The organism is Bordetella genomosp. 7 (assembly GCF_002261415.1).
GTDB lineage: Bacteria > Pseudomonadota > Gammaproteobacteria > Burkholderiales > Burkholderiaceae_B > Bordetella_A.
This window is the reverse complement of the sequence record NZ_NEVI01000001.1, coordinates 1-16250: the sequence shown is the minus strand read 5'-3', so window position 1 is coordinate 16250 and position 16250 is coordinate 1. Positions and strand designations below refer to the sequence as shown.

Here is a 16250-nt window from a genome sequence, read left to right as displayed (position 1 = left end):
ATGACCACATTCCACGCCGTTCTGCTCGACCTGGACGGCACCCTGCTCGACTCGGTGCCCGACCTGGCCCATGCCGCCAACGCCATGCGCATCGAATTGGGCATGCCCCCCCTGCGCGAAGACGTAATCGCCACTTTCGTAGGCAAAGGCGTCGACAACCTGGTGCGCCGAGCGCTGGCCGGCTCGCTGCACGATGCCGAACCCGACCCCGAGCTGTTCGCCCGCGCCCGCGCATCGTTTTTCCGCCACTATCACCTGGTAAACGGCGACAAGGCGACGGTATTCGACGGCGTCATCGAAGGACTGAAAGCGCTGCGCGACCAGGGCCTGAAGCTGGCTGTCGTCACCAACAAGCCCACCGAGTTCACCCTGCCGCTATTGCAGCGCACCGGCCTGGCGGGCTTTTTCCAGGAAGTGGTGTGCGGAGACACCTGCGCGCGCCGCAAGCCCGACCCCGACCAGATGCTGTACGCCTGCGAGCGCCTGGGCGTGGCCCCGGCGCAGGCCGTGGCGATCGGCGACTCGGTCAACGACGCACTGGCGGGCCGCGCCGCCGGCGTGCAAGTGCTGGCCGTGCCTTACGGCTACAACGAAGGGCAGGATGTGCACAGCCTGGATGTCGATGGTATAGTTGCCGGCATCGTCGAAGCCGCCCAGTGGATCGCACTCTGGAACGCCGACCGCACCAAGGGCCAGCCCGGAAATCCGGCAGCCGCCCTGGATGGCGCGGCCTCCTGATCCCGGCGCTTTGCCTCCAGCGCAACAAGCAGATTTTTCTCATCAATGATCGCCTGCCCCAAGACCTTCCAGCACAGCGCCGCGTGGCGCTGGTGGCGTTGGTCTTCCGGGTGGCGATGATTCCCTTCCCGGCCCTGGACGCGTTTGCCGACTAGTGCCGAAGCTGTACGAACACAGCGCCTAAGCCCGGACCCATCACTGGACCGGGCTTTTTTGTTGCGTGCCCGGCCCGTAGCCCCCAAGAAACCTGCGAGACCCCCATGACCGAAATTGAATTCAAAGCACTGGCAGCACAGGGATACAACCGCATTCCGCTGGTGGCCGAAACCTACGCCGACCTGGATACGCCGCTGGCCATCTATCTGAAACTGGCCCACAGCGGCGCGCAGGGCGGGCGCATGAGCTGCCTGATGGAATCGGTGGTCGGCGGCGAGCGCTTCGGACGGTATTCGTTCATCGGCCTGCCGGCGCGCACTGTGATCCGGGCCGAAGGCACCACCACCGAAGTGTTGCGCGACGGGCAGGTAATCGAGACGAACCAGGGCGATCCGCTCGCTTTCATCGAGCAGTACCAGGGCCGCTTCAAGGTAGCCGTGCGCCCCGGCATGCCCCGTTTTTGCGGCGGCCTGGCCGGTTACTTCGGCTACGACACGGTGCGCCACATCGAACCGCGACTGGGCCCGGCCACCAAGCCGTTTCCGGCCGGCATGCAGGGCGGCACGCCCGACATCATGCTGATGCACGTCGATGAACTTGTGATCGTCGACAACCTGGCCGGCCGCACCTACCTGATGGTGTATGCCGACCCCTCGCAGCCCGAGGCCTATAGCCGCGCGCAGCAGCGCCTGCTGGATCTGCGCGCCAAACTGCGTCGCCCCGTGGACATTCCCTACAGCCACGCCAGCATGCAGACCGAAGAACGGCGCGACTTCAAAAAGGAAGACTACCTGGCCGCCGTGCGCCGCGCCAAGGAATACATCGCGGCGGGCGACCTGATGCAGGTCCAGGTCGGCCAGGTGATCGCCAAGCCGTTCCGCGACTCGCCGCTGTCGCTGTACCGCGCGCTGCGCTCGCTGAACCCGTCGCCCTATATGTACTTCTGGAACTTCGGCGACTTCCAGGTGGTGGGCGCGTCGCCCGAGATCCTGGTGCGGCAGGAACAGGTCAGCGACAACGGCACGCCCAAATCGCAGATCACCATTCGTCCGCTGGCCGGCACGCGCAAGCGCGGCGCCACCCCGGAACAAGACCTGGCGCTTGCCGAAGAACTGCGCGCGGATCCGAAAGAAATCGCCGAACACGTCATGCTGATAGACCTGGCGCGCAACGACGTGGGCCGGGTGGCCGAAGTGGGCTCGGTAAAGGTCACCGACACCATGACGATCGAACGCTATTCGCACGTCATGCATCTGGTGTCCAACGTGACCGGCGCCCTGAACCCGGGCATGAGCAGCATGGACGTGCTGCGCGCCGCCTTCCCTGCCGGCACGCTTACGGGCGCGCCCAAGGTGCGCGCCATGGAAATCATCGACGAACTCGAGCCGGTGCGCCGCGGCATCTACGGCGGCGCGGCCGGCTACCTGAGCTACGGCGGCGAAATGGACGTGGCAATCGCCATCCGTACCGGTGTCATCAAGGATGGCACGCTATACGTGCAGGCGGCCGCAGGCATTGTGGCGGATTCCGACCCCGAGCTCGAATGGGCCGAAACCGAGGCCAAGGCCCGCGCCGTGCTGCGCGCCGCCGAACAGGTGCAGCACGGGCTTGACGAGCCCATCTGACGCGGCGCCTGCGGGCGCTCGCGCCTGCCGCCGCACGGTGGCGGCAGGCGCGAGCGCCTTCGTTACGCCTTCAGGGCGCCCAGCACTTCGTCCAGCATCTGCTTGGCGTCGCCGAACAACATGCGGTTGTTCTCTTTGTAGAACAGCGGGTTGTCCACCCCGGCATACCCCGACGCCATGGACCGCTTCATCACGATGGAATTGCGGGCGCGCCACACTTCAAGCACCGGCATGCCGGCAATAGGACTGCCCGGGTCTTCTTGCGCGGCGGGGTTGACGATGTCGTTGGCGCCGATAACGATGGCCACATCGGTATCGGGGAAATCGTCGTTGATCTCGTCCATTTCCATCACGATGTCGTACGGAACCTTGGCTTCGGCCAGCAGCACGTTCATGTGCCCCGGCATGCGGCCGGCCACCGGATGGATGGCGAAGCGGACATCGACGCCTTTTTCGCGCAGCGTGCGGGTAATGTCGTTGACGGTGTGCTGGGCCTGCGCCACCGCCATGCCGTAGCCCGGCACGATCACCACGCTCTTGGCCTCGCGCAGCATCTCGGCGGTTTCGGCGGCGCCGATGGGGGTGACTTCACCCTGTTGCTCGGCCGCATCGCCCTTTTTGGCGGACGAAGCGCCCGACCCGAAGCCGCCGGCGATCACGCTGATGAAATTGCGGTTCATCGCGGTGCACATGATGTACGACAGAATCGCGCCCGAAGAACCGACCAGCGCCCCCGTGACGATGAGCAAGTCATTGCTCAGCATGAATCCGGTGGCGGCCGCCGCCCAGCCCGAATAACTGTTGAGCATGGACACCACCACCGGCATGTCGGCGCCGCCGATGGCCATGACCATGTGCACGCCGAACAACAGGGCGATTGCCGTCATTACCAGCAGGGGCACCATGCCGTCGGCCACCGAATCGGCGCGAATGAACTCACGCCCGAACCAGATCACCACCAGCAGCGCGGCCAGGTTCAGCCAATGGCGCGCCGGAAGCAGCAGCGGCCTGCCGCCGATGCGGCCATTGAGCTTGCCGAAAGCGATCAGCGAACCCGAGAACGTTACCGCGCCGATCAGGATGCCGACATAGATCTCGATTTCGTGGATGACTTTCTCGGCGCCCTGGAGCTGCAACGAGGTATCGACGTAGCTGGCAAACCCCACCAGGCAGGCGGCGAGGCCCACCAGGCTGTGCATCAGGGCCACCAGTTCCGGCATCTGGGTCATTTTGACTATCCGGGCGGCGTACAGGCCTATGGCGCCGCCTATGACCAGCGCTGCCACGATCCAGGCAATGCCCGATGCATCGACACGAGGCCCGAACACCGTGGCCAACACGGCCAGGGCCATGCCGAAAATACCGAACCAGTTTCCGCGCCGCGAAGTCTCGGGGTTGGACAGCCCTCCCAGGCTCAGGATGAACAAGATGGCGGCGCCCAGGTACGCCACCGTAGCAAGACTTTGGGACATGATGTTCTTCTCTACTTATTATTTACGGAACATGGCCAGCATGCGGCGGGTGACGGCGAAGCCGCCGAACATATTGACGGCCGTGAGCACCAGCGCAATGAACGCCAGCCAGCGGATCAATTCGTCGGGCCGGCCCGCCTGCCCCGCGTCGGGCGATGCAATCTGCACCAGCGCGCCGATGGCGATGATGCTGGAAATGGCGTTGGTCACGCTCATCAGCGGGGTGTGCAGCGCGGGCGTGACGTTCCACACCACCATGTATCCGATGAAGCAAGCCAGCACGAATACCGTGAAATGGCCCAGGAAGGCTGCGGGCGCATAACTGCCGATGAACCAGAAGGCAACGGCAGCTGCCGCGAAAATGCCCGCCACCGCCTTGGCCGGCAGCGGCCCGGTGGCGCCGTGGCCATGCCCGCCGGGCTTCGCCGCAGGCGCGGCGGCCGGCTTGGCCGGCGGGGTCGCGGCGGGCTTCAGCGGCGGCGCGGGCCAGGTGACTTCGCCCGCGTTGATGACGGTCAGGCCGCGGATCGCGTCGTCTTCCATGTTGACCACTGCCACGCCATCCTTTGCCTTGCACAGCTCTTCGGCCAGGCGCAGCAGGTTGGTGGCATAAAGGGTGGACGACTGCTTCGCAAGGCGCGACGCCAGGTCCGTATAGCCGATGATGGTCACGCCATGGCGCACCACGGCCTCGCCCGGCACGGTAAGCTCGCAATTGCCGCCCTGCTCGCCGGCCATGTCCACGATCACGCTGCCCGGGCGCATCGAGCGCACCATGTCTGCGGTAATGAGCTTGGGGGCCGGCTTGCCGGGAATCAACGCCGTGGTGATGACGATGTCGGCGTCCTTGACCTGCTCTGCATACATCGCCCGCTGAGCCGCCTGGAAGCCCTCGCTCATGACCTTGGCGTACCCGCCGCCGCCCGAGCCTTCTTCTTCGTAGTCGACCTTGACGAACTCGCCACCCAGCGACTTGACCTGGTCGGCGACCTCGGCCCGCGTATCGTTGGCGCGCACAATGGCGCCCAGGTTCGCGGCCGTGCCGATGGCGGCCAGCCCGGCCACGCCGGCGCCGGCGACAAACACTTTGGCCGGCGGAACCTTGCCCGCCGCCGTGATCTGCCCATTGAAGTAGCGCCCGAAGGCGTTGGCGGCCTCGATCACGGCGCGGTAACCGCTGACGCCTGCCATCGAGGTCAGCGCGTCCATTTTCTGTGCGCGCGACAAGGTGCGCGGCAGGCTGTCGATGGCCAGCACCGTCGCCTTCCTGGCGGCCAGCTGCTGCATCAGCTCCGGATTCTGGGCCGGCCAGATAAAGCCCACCAGCATGCCGCCTTCGCGCATGAGCGACACTTCGTCGGCGGTGGGCGGGCGCACCTTGAACACGATGTCGGACGCGCTCCACAGCGCGGCAGCCCCGTCAATAATCTCGGCGCCCGCCTCCCGGTAGGCGTCGTCGCTGAAATTGGCGGCTTCCCCCGCCCCGGATTCCACCGCTACCTGGAACCCCAGCTTGACCAGCTTCGCGACGGCATCGGGCACCGATGCGACGCGCTTTTCGCCGGCAAAGGTTTCGCGCGGAATCCCGATGCGCTGCGCCTGCGGTGTCGATTGAGCTTGCATACACAACATCCTCAAGAATTGCATGGCATCGCCCACTGCCACAGGCGAGCCGATGCACACAATGCCGCATGGGATGCGACGTTGATTGGTATTTTGTTGATTTTCGGTGGATCGATGACTGCGGACAGGGACTTCCGGGATCGCCGGAAACGACACGCCAGCCGTACTGTGTTCAGCAGCAGAAGCTTACATGCTTATGAGGCTTCCGCGCACCAAAATCGCGCATGATGACGCAACTTGCGAGTCCCGTGGCAACTTGCGCGCAGTCGTTCCGCGCTGCGGAAACCGGCATGCATTCGAGCAGGGCCGGATGTGCCGGAGCGCGCCACGCATGGTAATATTCCCCTCACTTGTGGCAACTTGCCGCAACCAACGAACATCCGGTCGGCCATGACCCGTATCACATCGATCAATATTGCTAAGTGGTGGCGCTTCCAATAGGAAGCGGCACGTTGCTGCGGTTCCCGAACCGCACCTTGCCGCCGTACCGGCAGGCAAGGTTTAGCAGAATGGCACTCCGGCACGGCGGCTCCAACACCCAAGGAGACCTGCCCAATGCCCGTACTCTTGTTCCCCGCAGTCACCCATGATCGCCCCTTCCCAGGGTGGCGCCGGGCGGGTTCGCTCGCGCCCAAACCCTTGAAATTCCACAACAAAACACTCCCGCTCTCTGCCACGCACAGGAATCGCCATGTCTAGATTGCTGATGATCGATAACTACGATTCCTTCACGTACAACCTGGTGCAGTACTTTGGCGAGCTGGGGCAGGATGTGCAGGTCGCCCGCAACGACCAGATCACGCTCGACGAAATCGCCGCGCTGCGACCCGACCGCATCTGCGTGTCGCCGGGCCCCTGCTCACCGGCCGAAGCCGGGGTGTCGGTGGCCCTGATCCAGCGTTTTGCCGGCCAGGTGCCCATCCTGGGGGTATGCCTGGGCCACCAGGCCATCGGCGCGGCCTACGGCGGCGACATTGTGCGGGCCCCCCAGATCATGCACGGCAAGACCGTGCAGATCACGCATCGGGGCACCGACATTTTCGCGGGGCTGCCCTCGCCATATACCGTCATTCGCTACAACTCGCTGACGATCGCGCGCGATACGCTGCCCGACTGCCTGGAAGTGACCGCCGCCGCGCCCGATGGCGACATCATGGGCGTGCGCCACAAGACACTGCCGGTATACGGCGTACAGTTTCACCCCGAGTCCGTGCTGAGCGAGCATGGGCATGACCTGCTGCGCAACTTCCTGAACATCCAATAAAAGGAACCGACACCATGTCCATCTCGCCCACCGAAGCCCTGACGCGCTGCATCGAGCATCGCGAAATTTTCCACGATGAAATGCTGCACCTGATGCGCATGCTGATGCGCGGCGAAATGTCGCCGCAGATTGCCAGCGCGCTGCTGATGGGGTTGCGGGTCAAGAAAGAAACCGTCGGCGAAATCACCGCCGCCGCCCAGGTCATGCGCGAGTTCGCCACCCCGGTGGTCACGCCCAATCCGCAAGACCTGCTCGACATGTGCGGCACCGGCGGCGACGGCAGCCATACCTTCAATATTTCGACCACTGCCATGTTCGTGGCGGCGGCCGCAGGCGTGCCGATCGCCAAGCATGGCGGCCGCAGCGCGTCTTCCTCGTCCGGCAGCGCCGACGTGCTGGAAGCCCTGGGCGCGAACCTGGCGCTCAGCCCCGCCGAAGTCGCCGAATGCATTCAGGCCACCGGTATCGGGTTCATGTTCGCCCCCGCGCACCATAGCGCCATGAAGAACGTGGCGCCCGTGCGCAAAGAGCTGGGCGTGCGTACCATTTTCAATATCCTCGGGCCGCTCACCAACCCCGCCAACGCGGCCAACCAGCTGATGGGCGTGTTCCACCCCGACCTGGTCGGCATTCAGGTACGAGTTTTGCAGCGCCTGGGGTCGCGCCACGTGTTGGTGGTGCATGGCAAAGATGGCATGGACGAAGCTTCGCTGGGCGGTTCCACCATGGTGGGAGAGCTCAAGGATGGTGAAGTGCGCGAATATGAAATCCATCCCGAAGACTATGGGTTGGCAATGGTGTCTAATCGGGGCATCAAGGTAAGCAACCGTGAAGAATCCCGCGAGCTTGTCATCCAGGCGTTGGACAATGTCGACGGAGTTGCCCGCGACATCGTCGGGTTCAATGCCGGCTTGGCCATTTATGCCGGCAACAAGGCCCCCACCATTGCCGAAGCCCTGAAATTGGCTTTTGAAACGATTGCTAACGGCGCGGCGCGAGCCAAGCTGGAAGAGTTCTGCACATATACCCGGAAATTCCTGAAATGAACGACATTCTCGCGAGGATTCTCGCCGTCAAGGCTGAGGAAGTCGCAACCGCGCGCCAAATGCGCAGCGAAGCAGAGCTGCTGCGCGAGGCGCAGGCGCGCCAGGACGTGCGCGGTTTTGCCCAGGCCATTGAAGACAAGATCGCCCAGGGCAAGGCCGGCGTCATTGCCGAAATCAAGAAAGCGTCGCCCTCCAAGGGCGTGCTGCGCGAAAACTTCGACCCGGCGGCCATCGCGGCCACCTATGCGGTGCACGGCGCGGCGTGCCTGTCGGTACTGACCGACGTGCAGTTTTTCCAGGGCTCGCACGACAATCTGCGGCGCGCCCGCGCGGCTTGCCCGCTGCCCGTGCTGCGCAAAGATTTCATCATCGACCCCTACCAGGTCATCTCCGCGCGCGCCATGGGCGCCGACTGCGTGCTGTTGATCGTGGCCGCCCTGACACCCACCCACCTGCGCGAACTGGAAGCCGTCGCGTTTGAACTGGGCATGGATGTGCTTGTGGAAGTGCACGACGCCAAGGAACTCGACGTCGCGCTCAGCCTGCAGACGCCCTTGCTCGGCATCAACAACCGCAATCTGCGCACCTTTGAAACCAGCTTGCAGAACACCCTGGACCTGCTGCCCATGATCCCCGCCGGCAAGCGGGTCATTACCGAAAGCGGCATTCTCTCTCCGGAAGACGTCCAACTGATGCGGCGCCACAACGTAGACGCCTTCCTGGTTGGCGAAGCGTTCATGCGTGCGGACGATCCCGGAGTGGAACTGGCGCGGCTGATGGAGTGAGTCGTACGCCGGCGTACGACAGCCCGCTCCAGACTCTCAGGAGACCATCATGAAATCTCGTTTACATTGGCTGACCCTGGCCGCCTGCGCCCTGCTGCTTTCCGGCTGCGCCGACGGCCCGCACCGCGCGGGGCCGCCCCACCCGGGCGCCGTCAATCCTTACAGCACCGGCGGCTTTCATGACGCGGGCCCCGACTACCCCAATACCGGCCGATAGGCAGTGGGGCGCGCAGGGCTACTTGCCGCCCGACACCTCGATGAACGAGCCGGTGGTATAGCCGGCCTCTTCCGAGAAAAACCACATCACGGCGCCGGCCACTTCGTCGACGGTGCCGCCGCGCTGCAGCGGAATCGAACTTGCCAGGCGATCAACCCGGCCGGGCTCGCCGCCGCTGGCATGCATATCGGTATATATCGTTCCCGGGCGTACCGCGTTGACGCGGATGCCGTCGGCAGCCACTTCTTTCGACAGCCCGATGGTCAGCGTATCCAGCGCGCCCTTGGACGCCGCGTAGTCGACGTATTCGCCCGGCGAGCCCAGGCGGGCGGCCACCGACGACACGTTGACGATCGCCCCGCCCCGGCCGCCGTGCCGGGGGGCCATGCGGCGCACCGCCTCGCGGCAACAGACCAGCGCGCCTACGACGTTGGTGGCCAGGATGCGCGAGACGCGTGCCGCATCCATGTCCTCTACGCGCATCTGGGTTTCCAGCACCCCCGCATTGTTGACCAGGGCGTCTACGCGCCCCAGCTCGCGGTCTACCGCCTGGAACAGCTGCACGACTTGCGCCTCGTCGGCCATGTCCGCTGCGACGGCGATCGCCTGGCCGCCTTCGGCGCGGATGGCCGCCACCACCTCGTCGGCCGCGTCGCGGCGATGGCGATAATTGACGCAGACGCTGTAGCCGCGCCGGGCGGCCAGCATGGCGACAGCCGCGCCGATGCCGCGGCTGGCTCCGGTGACGATCATGACTTTCTTGTCGGTAGACATTGTCGATCTCCTGTTTAACCGGGCGGCAGTTTCAAGACCCGGCCTTGCGCCCGCTTGCAGCCCATTGCAAGGCATCTTCCAGACGGTCGTTGCCCCAGAACATCTCGCTACCCACCATCAGGGTAGGGGCGCCGAAGATGCCCAGTTCGCGAGCCCGGTCGACGCGGCGTCGCAAGGCCTCTTTGGTGGTTTCCTGGCGAGCCTGCTCCACCAGGGCGGAGCCATTTACGTCCAGGGCTTGCAGCAAATTGCGCACGACGGACTCGTCCTGGATGTCGAGATCGCCGGCAAAGTTGGCGCGAAACACCGCACGGCAGAACCCGGCGCCCCAGGGCTGCTCTTGCCCCAGCAATGCCACGCGCGCAGCCAGGACACTCATGCGCGGAAACTGGCTGGGTCGCTGGTAGGCAATGCCGTACTTGTCCGCCAGGCGCGCGACGTCGCGCATCATGTATGCGCCCTTGCCGGGAAACAGGCGAAAGGGCGAATCGTTCCACCCCTGCGCCTGGAAAATCGGACCAAGCAGAAACGGCCGCAACACGACATCGACGCCGGCCTGGCGAGCCAGGGGCTCGACGCGCTCGACCGCCAGGTAGCTATAGGGGCTGGCGAAGTCGAACCACAATTCGCAGGGCAAGGCAGTTGCAGTCATGACGTAGGCTCCAGGAAAAGCGCCACCCGCGCGTCGGGCAGCCCGCTCATCACAATATCGCGATTGCCGCGCAGGCGCACGGTGTCGCCGGCGCCAAGCACGTAGTCGTCGCGGCACCGATATTCCGATACCCATGCCACGCCGGCCTGGCAAAGAATACGCAGGCCCGGCACGCGCCGCACCCGCACCGGATCGCGCGTCAATGCCATTGACATTCCCGTTGCGCAATACAGGCTGATCGGTTCGCCGGCCATCGAAGTTCTCCGCCGCTGCATGGCGGCAGGGTTCCGCGCCACGCATGTGTTGATCCAGTACGCCTTATTGAACGCCGTCCGGGTATGATTGTTCAACCGATTTCCACGTCGCATTCGCATGCGCTACAGGAATGTCATATCCCCTTTCCAAGCTGCCTCCCCTGGACTTGATACGCGGATTCGTCGCAGTGGGCCGGCGCATGAGCATCACCGCCGCGGCGCGCGACCTGCACCTGACGCAGTCGGCCATCAGCCGCCAGGTGCGCGCCCTGGAGGCGCACCTGGGCGTGCCTTTGCTCAAGCGGGGGTTCCGCTCCGTGGCATTCACGTCCGAAGGCGCCCGGTTGTTCCACATGGCCGACCCGTGGCTGTCTCAATTGGGGGAACTGGCGGGGCAATGGCGCGCCCCCGAGCGCCGTATTCCCGTGACGGTCACCACCACCATAGGGGTGGCCTCGCTGTGGCTGTTGCCCAGGCTGGGTGAATTCCAGGCACAGCATCCGGCCGTCGATGTGCGGGTCGCTGCCGATAATCGCCTGCTCGACATTGAACGCGACGGCGTAGACATTGCCATCCGGTACACGCCCCGCGATGCCGCGCCCGAAGGCGCGCAATGGCTGTTTGGCGAGGCGGTGGCGCCGGTGGCGCACCCGTCCCAGGGTATCGGCGCAATCGACGCCTTGAGCCTGCCGCGCCTGGTGCTGCTGGAGTTCGATGATCCCACGCGCCCATGGTTGCAATGGGCTGAGTGGCTGCAGGCCCACCAGCTGGGAAGCGTGCGCCCCAAAGGCATGCTGCGTTTCAATCAATACGACCAGATCGTGCACGCCGCGCTGGCCGGCCACGGCGTCGCGCTGGGCCGCCAGGCACTGGTCGAGCCGCTGCTGGCGCAGCAGCGGCTGGTGGCCGTGGGCCCGCCGCTGCAAAGCGCGTCCCGTCATGCCTACTTCATGATGCGCGGCGCGCATGCTCGATCGCCCGACGTAGATACCGTGGCCGACTGGCTCGCCGCCCAGGCGCGGGCCACGGCGCGCATGCTGCCTTGATTCGCGCTATCCTCGACGCACCTACGGCCTGATTCAACGGAGCTATCTGTCATGCGTTTTCCGGTCTGTTTCCTGCCGCGCCGCTTGCTGGGCGCATTCAGTCTGGCTGCAACGGCCCTGGTGGCCGGCGCCGGGGCCGCACTCCCCGCGCACGCGGCCGCCCCGCTGCAAACGGCGCAGGCCCCCGGCTTTTATCGCATGGCGCTGGGCGATTTCGTGGTAACCGCCCTGTATGACGGCTATCTCGATGTCGATCCCGGCCTGCTCACCGGCGCCACTGCGGCCGACATCCAGACCCTGCTGGCCACCATGTTCGTGCCGGCTGACCCGGGCGTACAGACTGCCGTCAACGCCTATGTCATCCAGAACGGCAAACACCTGGTGCTGGTGGACACGGGCGCCGGGCCTTGCATGGGCCCCACCGCCGGCGGCCTGGCCGAAGGCCTGCGGGCCGCGGGCTTTCAGCCCGAGCAGATCGATGCCGTAATGCTCACGCACTTGCACCCCGACCATGCCTGCGGGCTGCTCACCGCGCAGGGCACCCCCCGTTTTCCCAACGCCGACGTCTATGCTGCGCGCGCCGACGCCGACTTCTGGTTGAGCCAGACCGTCGCCGCGCAGGCGCCCGCCGATGTCCAGCCGTTTTTCAAGATGTCGCGCGACGCCGTTGCGCCCTACCAGGCTACCGGCAAGTTTCTTACTTACCAGCCCGGTGAAACGCTGCTGCCCGGCGTACGCGCCGTGCCGACACCGGGCCATACACCCGGCCACACTTCATACCTGTTCACGTCCGGGCGCGAGAGCCTGCTGGTATGGGGCGACATCGTGCACAACCATGCGGTGCAGTTCGCACGGCCTGAAGTCGCCATCGAATTCGACGTAGACAGCGCCCAGGCCATCGCCAGCCGCAAGAAAGTCTTCGCCGACGCAGCGCGCGACAAACTCTGGGTGGCAGGCGCGCACCTGCCGTTTCCGGGCCTGGGCCACGTGCGCACCGATGGTCACGGTTATGCGTGGGTGCCGGCCGAATACGCTCCGCTGCAGCAGCGCGTGCGCAAGCCGTAGCGCGCGGCTTACCCGCCGTAGCGCTCGAACCAGTCGAGCATGCGTCGCCAGGCGTCTTCGGCGGGCTCTTTGCGGTAGCTGGGCCGGTAATCGGCATGAAACGCATGGGGCGCATCTTTATACAGGCGTATCTGCGATTGCCTGGCTGCTTCCGAGCCTTTGCCCAGCGCCTCGCGCATCTGTTCGACGTCCGCCACCGGAATGCCCGCGTCGGCCTCGCCATACAAGCCCAACACCGGCGCGTTCAGGCGTCCCGCCAGCGCGATGGGATCTTGCGGCTTGATCGGGCTGGTGGTGTTGCGCACATGGCCATACCATGCCGCGCCCGCACGCAGGTTGGGGTTGTGCGCCGAATACAACCACACGATGCGGCCTCCCCAGCAAAAGCCCGTGATCAACAGGCGTTCGGGGTTGCCCCCATTCCCGGCCGCCCAGGCCGCCGTGGCGTCCAGGTCGGCCATGACCTGCGCGTCGGGCACTTTATCGATAATTTCGGCGCGCAGGCGGGCTATTTCGGTGAACTTGGACGCGTCGCCCTGCCGCGCAAACAGTTCGGGCGCAATGGCCAGGTATCCGGCCTTGGCCAGGCGGCGGCATACATCCTTGATGTACTCGTGCACGCCAAAGATTTCGCTGATCACCAGCACGGTGGGCAGCGACTTGCCGCCCTGGGGAGCCGCCCGATACGCCGGCATATTGCCGCCGGGCACGGGGATCTGGACTTCGCCTGCCTGCAGGCCGTCCGCAGAGGTGCTGATGGCGGTGGATGCTGCTGCATGACCGGTGGCCGCGGTAAAGCCGGTGGCCAGGGCCGTAACCACAAAGGCGCGCCGGTCCAGCCGCAGAGGCGGCAGCAGGCTGTCGAACTGCGAATCTCGGGACATGAGGAATCTCCTTGGGTGGGCCGCCCGTACACGGCACGCAGGCCATTATGCATCCGCAGACCTGCGGCGTCTTGCACAATCGATGACCCCGTTTCGTGGCTAGCGCGACAAGTTTCCTCCCGGCGCGGCATGCACGGATTACCATGATGTTTTGACATCCCGTGTGCGAGCCATGCAAGCAGACACTGCAAGCCACCAGCTTTCCATGACCATCCTGATGACGCCCGATATGGCGAACTTCTCGGGCAACGTCCACGGCGGCACCATCCTCAAGTACCTGGACCAGGTCGCCTACGCCTGTGCGAGCCGCTATGCCGGCCATTATGTGGTCACGCTCTCGGTAGACCAGGTCATGTTCCGCCAGCCTATCCATGTGGGCGAACTGGTCACGTTCCTGGCGTCCGTCAACTACACGGGCCGCACATCGATGGAAGTGGGCATCAAGGTAATTACCGAAGACATCCGCGCGCAGGTCGTGCGGCACGCCAACAGCTGTTTCTTCACGATGGTTGCCGTGGACGACAGCGGCCAGCCAACCCCCGTGCCGCAACTGCAAGTACACACGCTTGAGCAACGGCAGCGTTATGAGGCCGCATTGCAGCGCCGCGAACTCCGGCAAGCCATGGAACGCCACCACCAGGAAATCAAGCGGCGCGCGCAGGACCCGGCCGACAGCCCGGCCAGCTAGCGTTCTGTTGCGGCACAGCAACGTACATACCGCCAAATTTCTCAGGATTTTCCCTAGTATCTGTATGCACGCCTGTGTATTGGCTGGGTATCGGACGGGCGGGCAGCGCTCCATGGATGCATTGATGCCGGCAGCAAGAACGCCGTGGCGCCAACACCCGCGCCGCGCCTTCTTGTCCATTCCGTGGACAATGTGCAAACGCGTTACATCCATGTAATTGTTTAAAGAATTCGACGTTGACGACGATCTGATAAGAATTATTTGTCGTTGTCGGAAAATGGCGTCCCCATACCCGATGCGCCGCCGCCCGCCCGTTATGCCGGCGCTTTGCGCATGCACAGCAACGAGAGCGGCAAGCGTCCTGCTCTGTGCGCCGTAGCGGCCAATATCGAAAGTCAGGGTGACACGTGCCCGGCAAGCGCATCGCCCTTTTATATCTGACACGCTGCAAGAGTTGACTTTGTCTGCCCGCCACGATCTACGGCCACTTGCGCGCCGTTCGAACCAAGAGCGTCCACGCACGCCCGAACCGAGGGAAATCCCGTGTCCGCAAGCGCCATTCCACGATATAAGACCAGGGGAATCTGCGTGGATTCACCAACAGAATTCCGAACTACATCGTGATACGATCCACCCGACTTGGACTAAGCGTGCTGGCGGTGCGCTCAGTGTCCGGACGCTTGCAGAACCCGATATGGCTCGCTCCGCCGTGCCATATTTTTTTTATATGTTTCATGTCCAAGCCTCTTGCGTCCCTCGGCCCTGCGTCTCCGCCTTACAGGTCTACCCACCTGGCACGGCACAATACGGAGACCTTCTATGCAGCTAAGGAATAAACAGGATTTCTGGTCAGGGGTGATGTTCGCCCTGATCGGATTGGGATTCGCCTTCGGGGCTACCCAATACAGCATGGGCACCGCCGCCCGGATGGGCCCCGGCTATTTCCCGTTCTGGCTGGGCATCTGCCTGGCCGTGCTGGGCGCAGTGGTCGCGCTGGGCGCGCTTTCCCCGAAAGCCACCGCAACCACCGTCGATCGCTTCGACTTCAAGATCCTGTTCATCATCATCGGCTCCGTCGTGCTGTTCGGCCTGTTGCTGCGCCCCCTGGGCCTGTACCTGTCGATCTTCCTGCTGGTGGTAGGCAGCAGCATCGCCAGCTTCGAGTTCAGCTGGCGCGTCGCAGTGGTCAACGCCATTTTCCTGGTGGTCTTCTGCTGGCTGGCATTCGTCAAGGGCCTGGGGCTGATCTTCCCGCTGTGGCCGACGTTTCTGGGCATGAATTAAAACCAAGGGGAAGACAACATCATGGAATTGCTCGAACACCTCGCGCTCGGATTCTCCGTCGCGGTCACCCCTGAAAACCTGCTGTACGCGTTGCTGGGCTGCATCCTGGGCACGCTCGTCGGCGTGCTGCCCGGCCTGGGCCCCGTGCCCACCATCGCCATGCTGCTGCCCATCACCTACGTGCTGCCGCCGGTGGCCGGGCTGATCATGCTGGCCGGCATTTACTACGGCACCCAGTACGGTGGCTCCACGACCGCCATCCTGGTCAACCTGCCCGGAGAAACCTCGGCGGTGGTCACCGTGCTCGACGGCCACCAGATGGCGCGTAACGGCCGCGCCGGCGCGGCGCTCTCGCTGGCTGCCGTCGGCTCATTCTTCGCCGGCAGCGTCACCACCATGCTGATCGCCGCCTTCGCGCCCCCGCTGGCTGAAGTGGCCTTCAAGTTCGGCCCTGCCGAATACTTCTCGCTGATGACCCTGGGCCTGATCGGCGCCGTGGTGCTGGCCTCGGGCTCGCTGCCCAAGGCCATCTGCATGATCCTGCTGGGCCTGCTGCTGGGCATGGTGGGCACCGACGTGAACTCCGGCGTGGCCCGCTACGACTTCGGCATTCCCGAATTGCAGGACGGCATCGACTTCGCCATCGTGGCCATGGGCGTGTTCGGCTTTGCCGAAAT

Annotated in this window: 17 protein-coding genes; 11 read left to right on the top strand and 6 right to left on the bottom strand. The window is 64.7% G+C overall.

All coding sequences use genetic code 11. The annotated features are described in order from the left end of the window. Nucleotides 1-738 carry a phosphoglycolate phosphatase gene (locus tag CAL18_RS00085; protein ID WP_026639820.1) on the top strand — a complete coding sequence of 246 codons (738 nt, stop codon included), beginning with the start codon at nucleotides 1-3 and terminating at the stop codon, nucleotides 736-738. 260 nt (nucleotides 739-998) lie between these two features. After that, nucleotides 999-2519: an anthranilate synthase component I gene (trpE, locus tag CAL18_RS00080; protein ID WP_026639819.1), complete on the top strand. Its 1521-nt coding sequence runs from the start codon at nucleotides 999-1001 to the stop codon at nucleotides 2517-2519. A 62-nt stretch (nucleotides 2520-2581) separates the two neighbouring features. On the opposite strand, the gene pntB is transcribed toward trpE, so the two are convergent. Continuing rightward, a complete protein-coding gene (pntB, locus tag CAL18_RS00075; protein WP_094795735.1) occupies nucleotides 2582-3991 on the bottom strand; it encodes a Re/Si-specific NAD(P)(+) transhydrogenase subunit beta in 1410 nt (469 codons plus the stop codon). Nucleotides 3992-4009: 18 nt separating this feature from the next. Then, on the bottom strand, nucleotides 4010-5614 hold the full coding sequence (locus CAL18_RS00070) for a Re/Si-specific NAD(P)(+) transhydrogenase subunit alpha (RefSeq protein WP_026639817.1): 1605 nt from the start codon (nucleotides 5612-5614) through the stop codon (nucleotides 4010-4012). Nucleotides 5615-6305: 691 nt separating this feature from the next. Between CAL18_RS00070 and CAL18_RS00065 the strand changes: the two genes are divergently transcribed. Genes CAL18_RS00065 through CAL18_RS19660 form a run of 4 tightly spaced genes read left to right on the top strand, consistent with a single transcriptional unit; the run spans nucleotide 6306 to nucleotide 8926 of the window. Beyond that, complete coding sequence (locus CAL18_RS00065) at nucleotides 6306-6878, top strand: anthranilate synthase component II (RefSeq protein WP_026639816.1); 573 nt, start codon at nucleotides 6306-6308, stop codon at nucleotides 6876-6878. Nucleotides 6879-6892: 14 nt separating this feature from the next. Next, nucleotides 6893-7924, top strand: a complete 1032-nt coding sequence (gene trpD / locus CAL18_RS00060) for an anthranilate phosphoribosyltransferase (RefSeq protein ID WP_026639815.1) — start codon at nucleotides 6893-6895, stop codon at nucleotides 7922-7924. Then, on the top strand, nucleotides 7921-8709 hold the full coding sequence (gene trpC / locus CAL18_RS00055) for an indole-3-glycerol phosphate synthase TrpC (protein ID WP_026639814.1): 789 nt from the start codon (nucleotides 7921-7923) through the stop codon (nucleotides 8707-8709). The genes trpD and trpC overlap by 4 nt, the downstream gene beginning before the upstream one ends. Nucleotides 8710-8758: 49 nt before the next feature. Continuing rightward, complete coding sequence (locus CAL18_RS19660) at nucleotides 8759-8926, top strand: hypothetical protein (protein WP_094817106.1); 168 nt, start codon at nucleotides 8759-8761, stop codon at nucleotides 8924-8926. A gap of 18 nt (nucleotides 8927-8944) precedes the next feature. On the opposite strand, the gene CAL18_RS00045 is transcribed toward CAL18_RS19660, so the two are convergent. From CAL18_RS00045 to CAL18_RS00035, 3 genes are read right to left on the bottom strand one after another with little or no spacing between them, the layout of a single operon-like run. Beyond that, nucleotides 8945-9700 (bottom strand): SDR family oxidoreductase, encoded by a 756-nt coding sequence (locus CAL18_RS00045; RefSeq protein WP_026639813.1) that lies wholly within the window; start codon nucleotides 9698-9700, stop codon nucleotides 8945-8947. A gap of 31 nt (nucleotides 9701-9731) precedes the next feature. Beyond that, nucleotides 9732-10352 (bottom strand): 2-hydroxychromene-2-carboxylate isomerase, encoded by a 621-nt coding sequence (locus tag CAL18_RS00040; RefSeq protein ID WP_094795732.1) that lies wholly within the window; start codon nucleotides 10350-10352, stop codon nucleotides 9732-9734. Further along, nucleotides 10349-10606 carry a DUF2917 domain-containing protein gene (locus CAL18_RS00035; protein ID WP_026639811.1) on the bottom strand — a complete coding sequence of 86 codons (258 nt, stop codon included), beginning with the start codon at nucleotides 10604-10606 and terminating at the stop codon, nucleotides 10349-10351. The genes CAL18_RS00040 and CAL18_RS00035 overlap by 4 nt, the downstream gene beginning before the upstream one ends. Nucleotides 10607-10737: 131 nt before the next feature. Here CAL18_RS00035 and CAL18_RS00030 point away from each other — a divergent pair, with 131 nt between their 5' ends. Together CAL18_RS00030 and CAL18_RS00025 are read left to right on the top strand one after the other, a co-directional pair. After that, on the top strand, nucleotides 10738-11652 hold the full coding sequence (locus CAL18_RS00030) for a LysR substrate-binding domain-containing protein (protein WP_094817105.1): 915 nt from the start codon (nucleotides 10738-10740) through the stop codon (nucleotides 11650-11652). Between the two features lie 51 nt (nucleotides 11653-11703). After that, nucleotides 11704-12717 (top strand): MBL fold metallo-hydrolase, encoded by a 1014-nt coding sequence (locus CAL18_RS00025; protein WP_094817104.1) that lies wholly within the window; start codon nucleotides 11704-11706, stop codon nucleotides 12715-12717. An 8-nt stretch (nucleotides 12718-12725) separates the two neighbouring features. Here CAL18_RS00025 and CAL18_RS00020 read toward each other — a convergent pair whose 3' ends face one another. Further along, nucleotides 12726-13601, bottom strand: a complete 876-nt coding sequence (locus tag CAL18_RS00020) for a dienelactone hydrolase family protein (protein WP_026639808.1) — start codon at nucleotides 13599-13601, stop codon at nucleotides 12726-12728. A gap of 172 nt (nucleotides 13602-13773) precedes the next feature. Between CAL18_RS00020 and CAL18_RS00015 the strand changes: the two genes are divergently transcribed. From CAL18_RS00015 to CAL18_RS00005, 3 genes are all read left to right on the top strand, one after another. Further along, a complete protein-coding gene (locus CAL18_RS00015) occupies nucleotides 13774-14289 on the top strand; it encodes an acyl-CoA thioesterase (RefSeq protein WP_094817103.1) in 516 nt (171 codons plus the stop codon). 819 nt (nucleotides 14290-15108) lie between these two features. Beyond that, entirely contained in the window at nucleotides 15109-15573 is a 465-nt protein-coding gene (locus CAL18_RS00010; RefSeq protein WP_094795728.1) for a tripartite tricarboxylate transporter TctB family protein, read from the top strand. A gap of 21 nt (nucleotides 15574-15594) precedes the next feature. Then, on the top strand, nucleotides 15595-16250 hold a 656-nt coding region (locus CAL18_RS00005; RefSeq protein WP_170940262.1), incomplete at its 3' end, for a tripartite tricarboxylate transporter permease.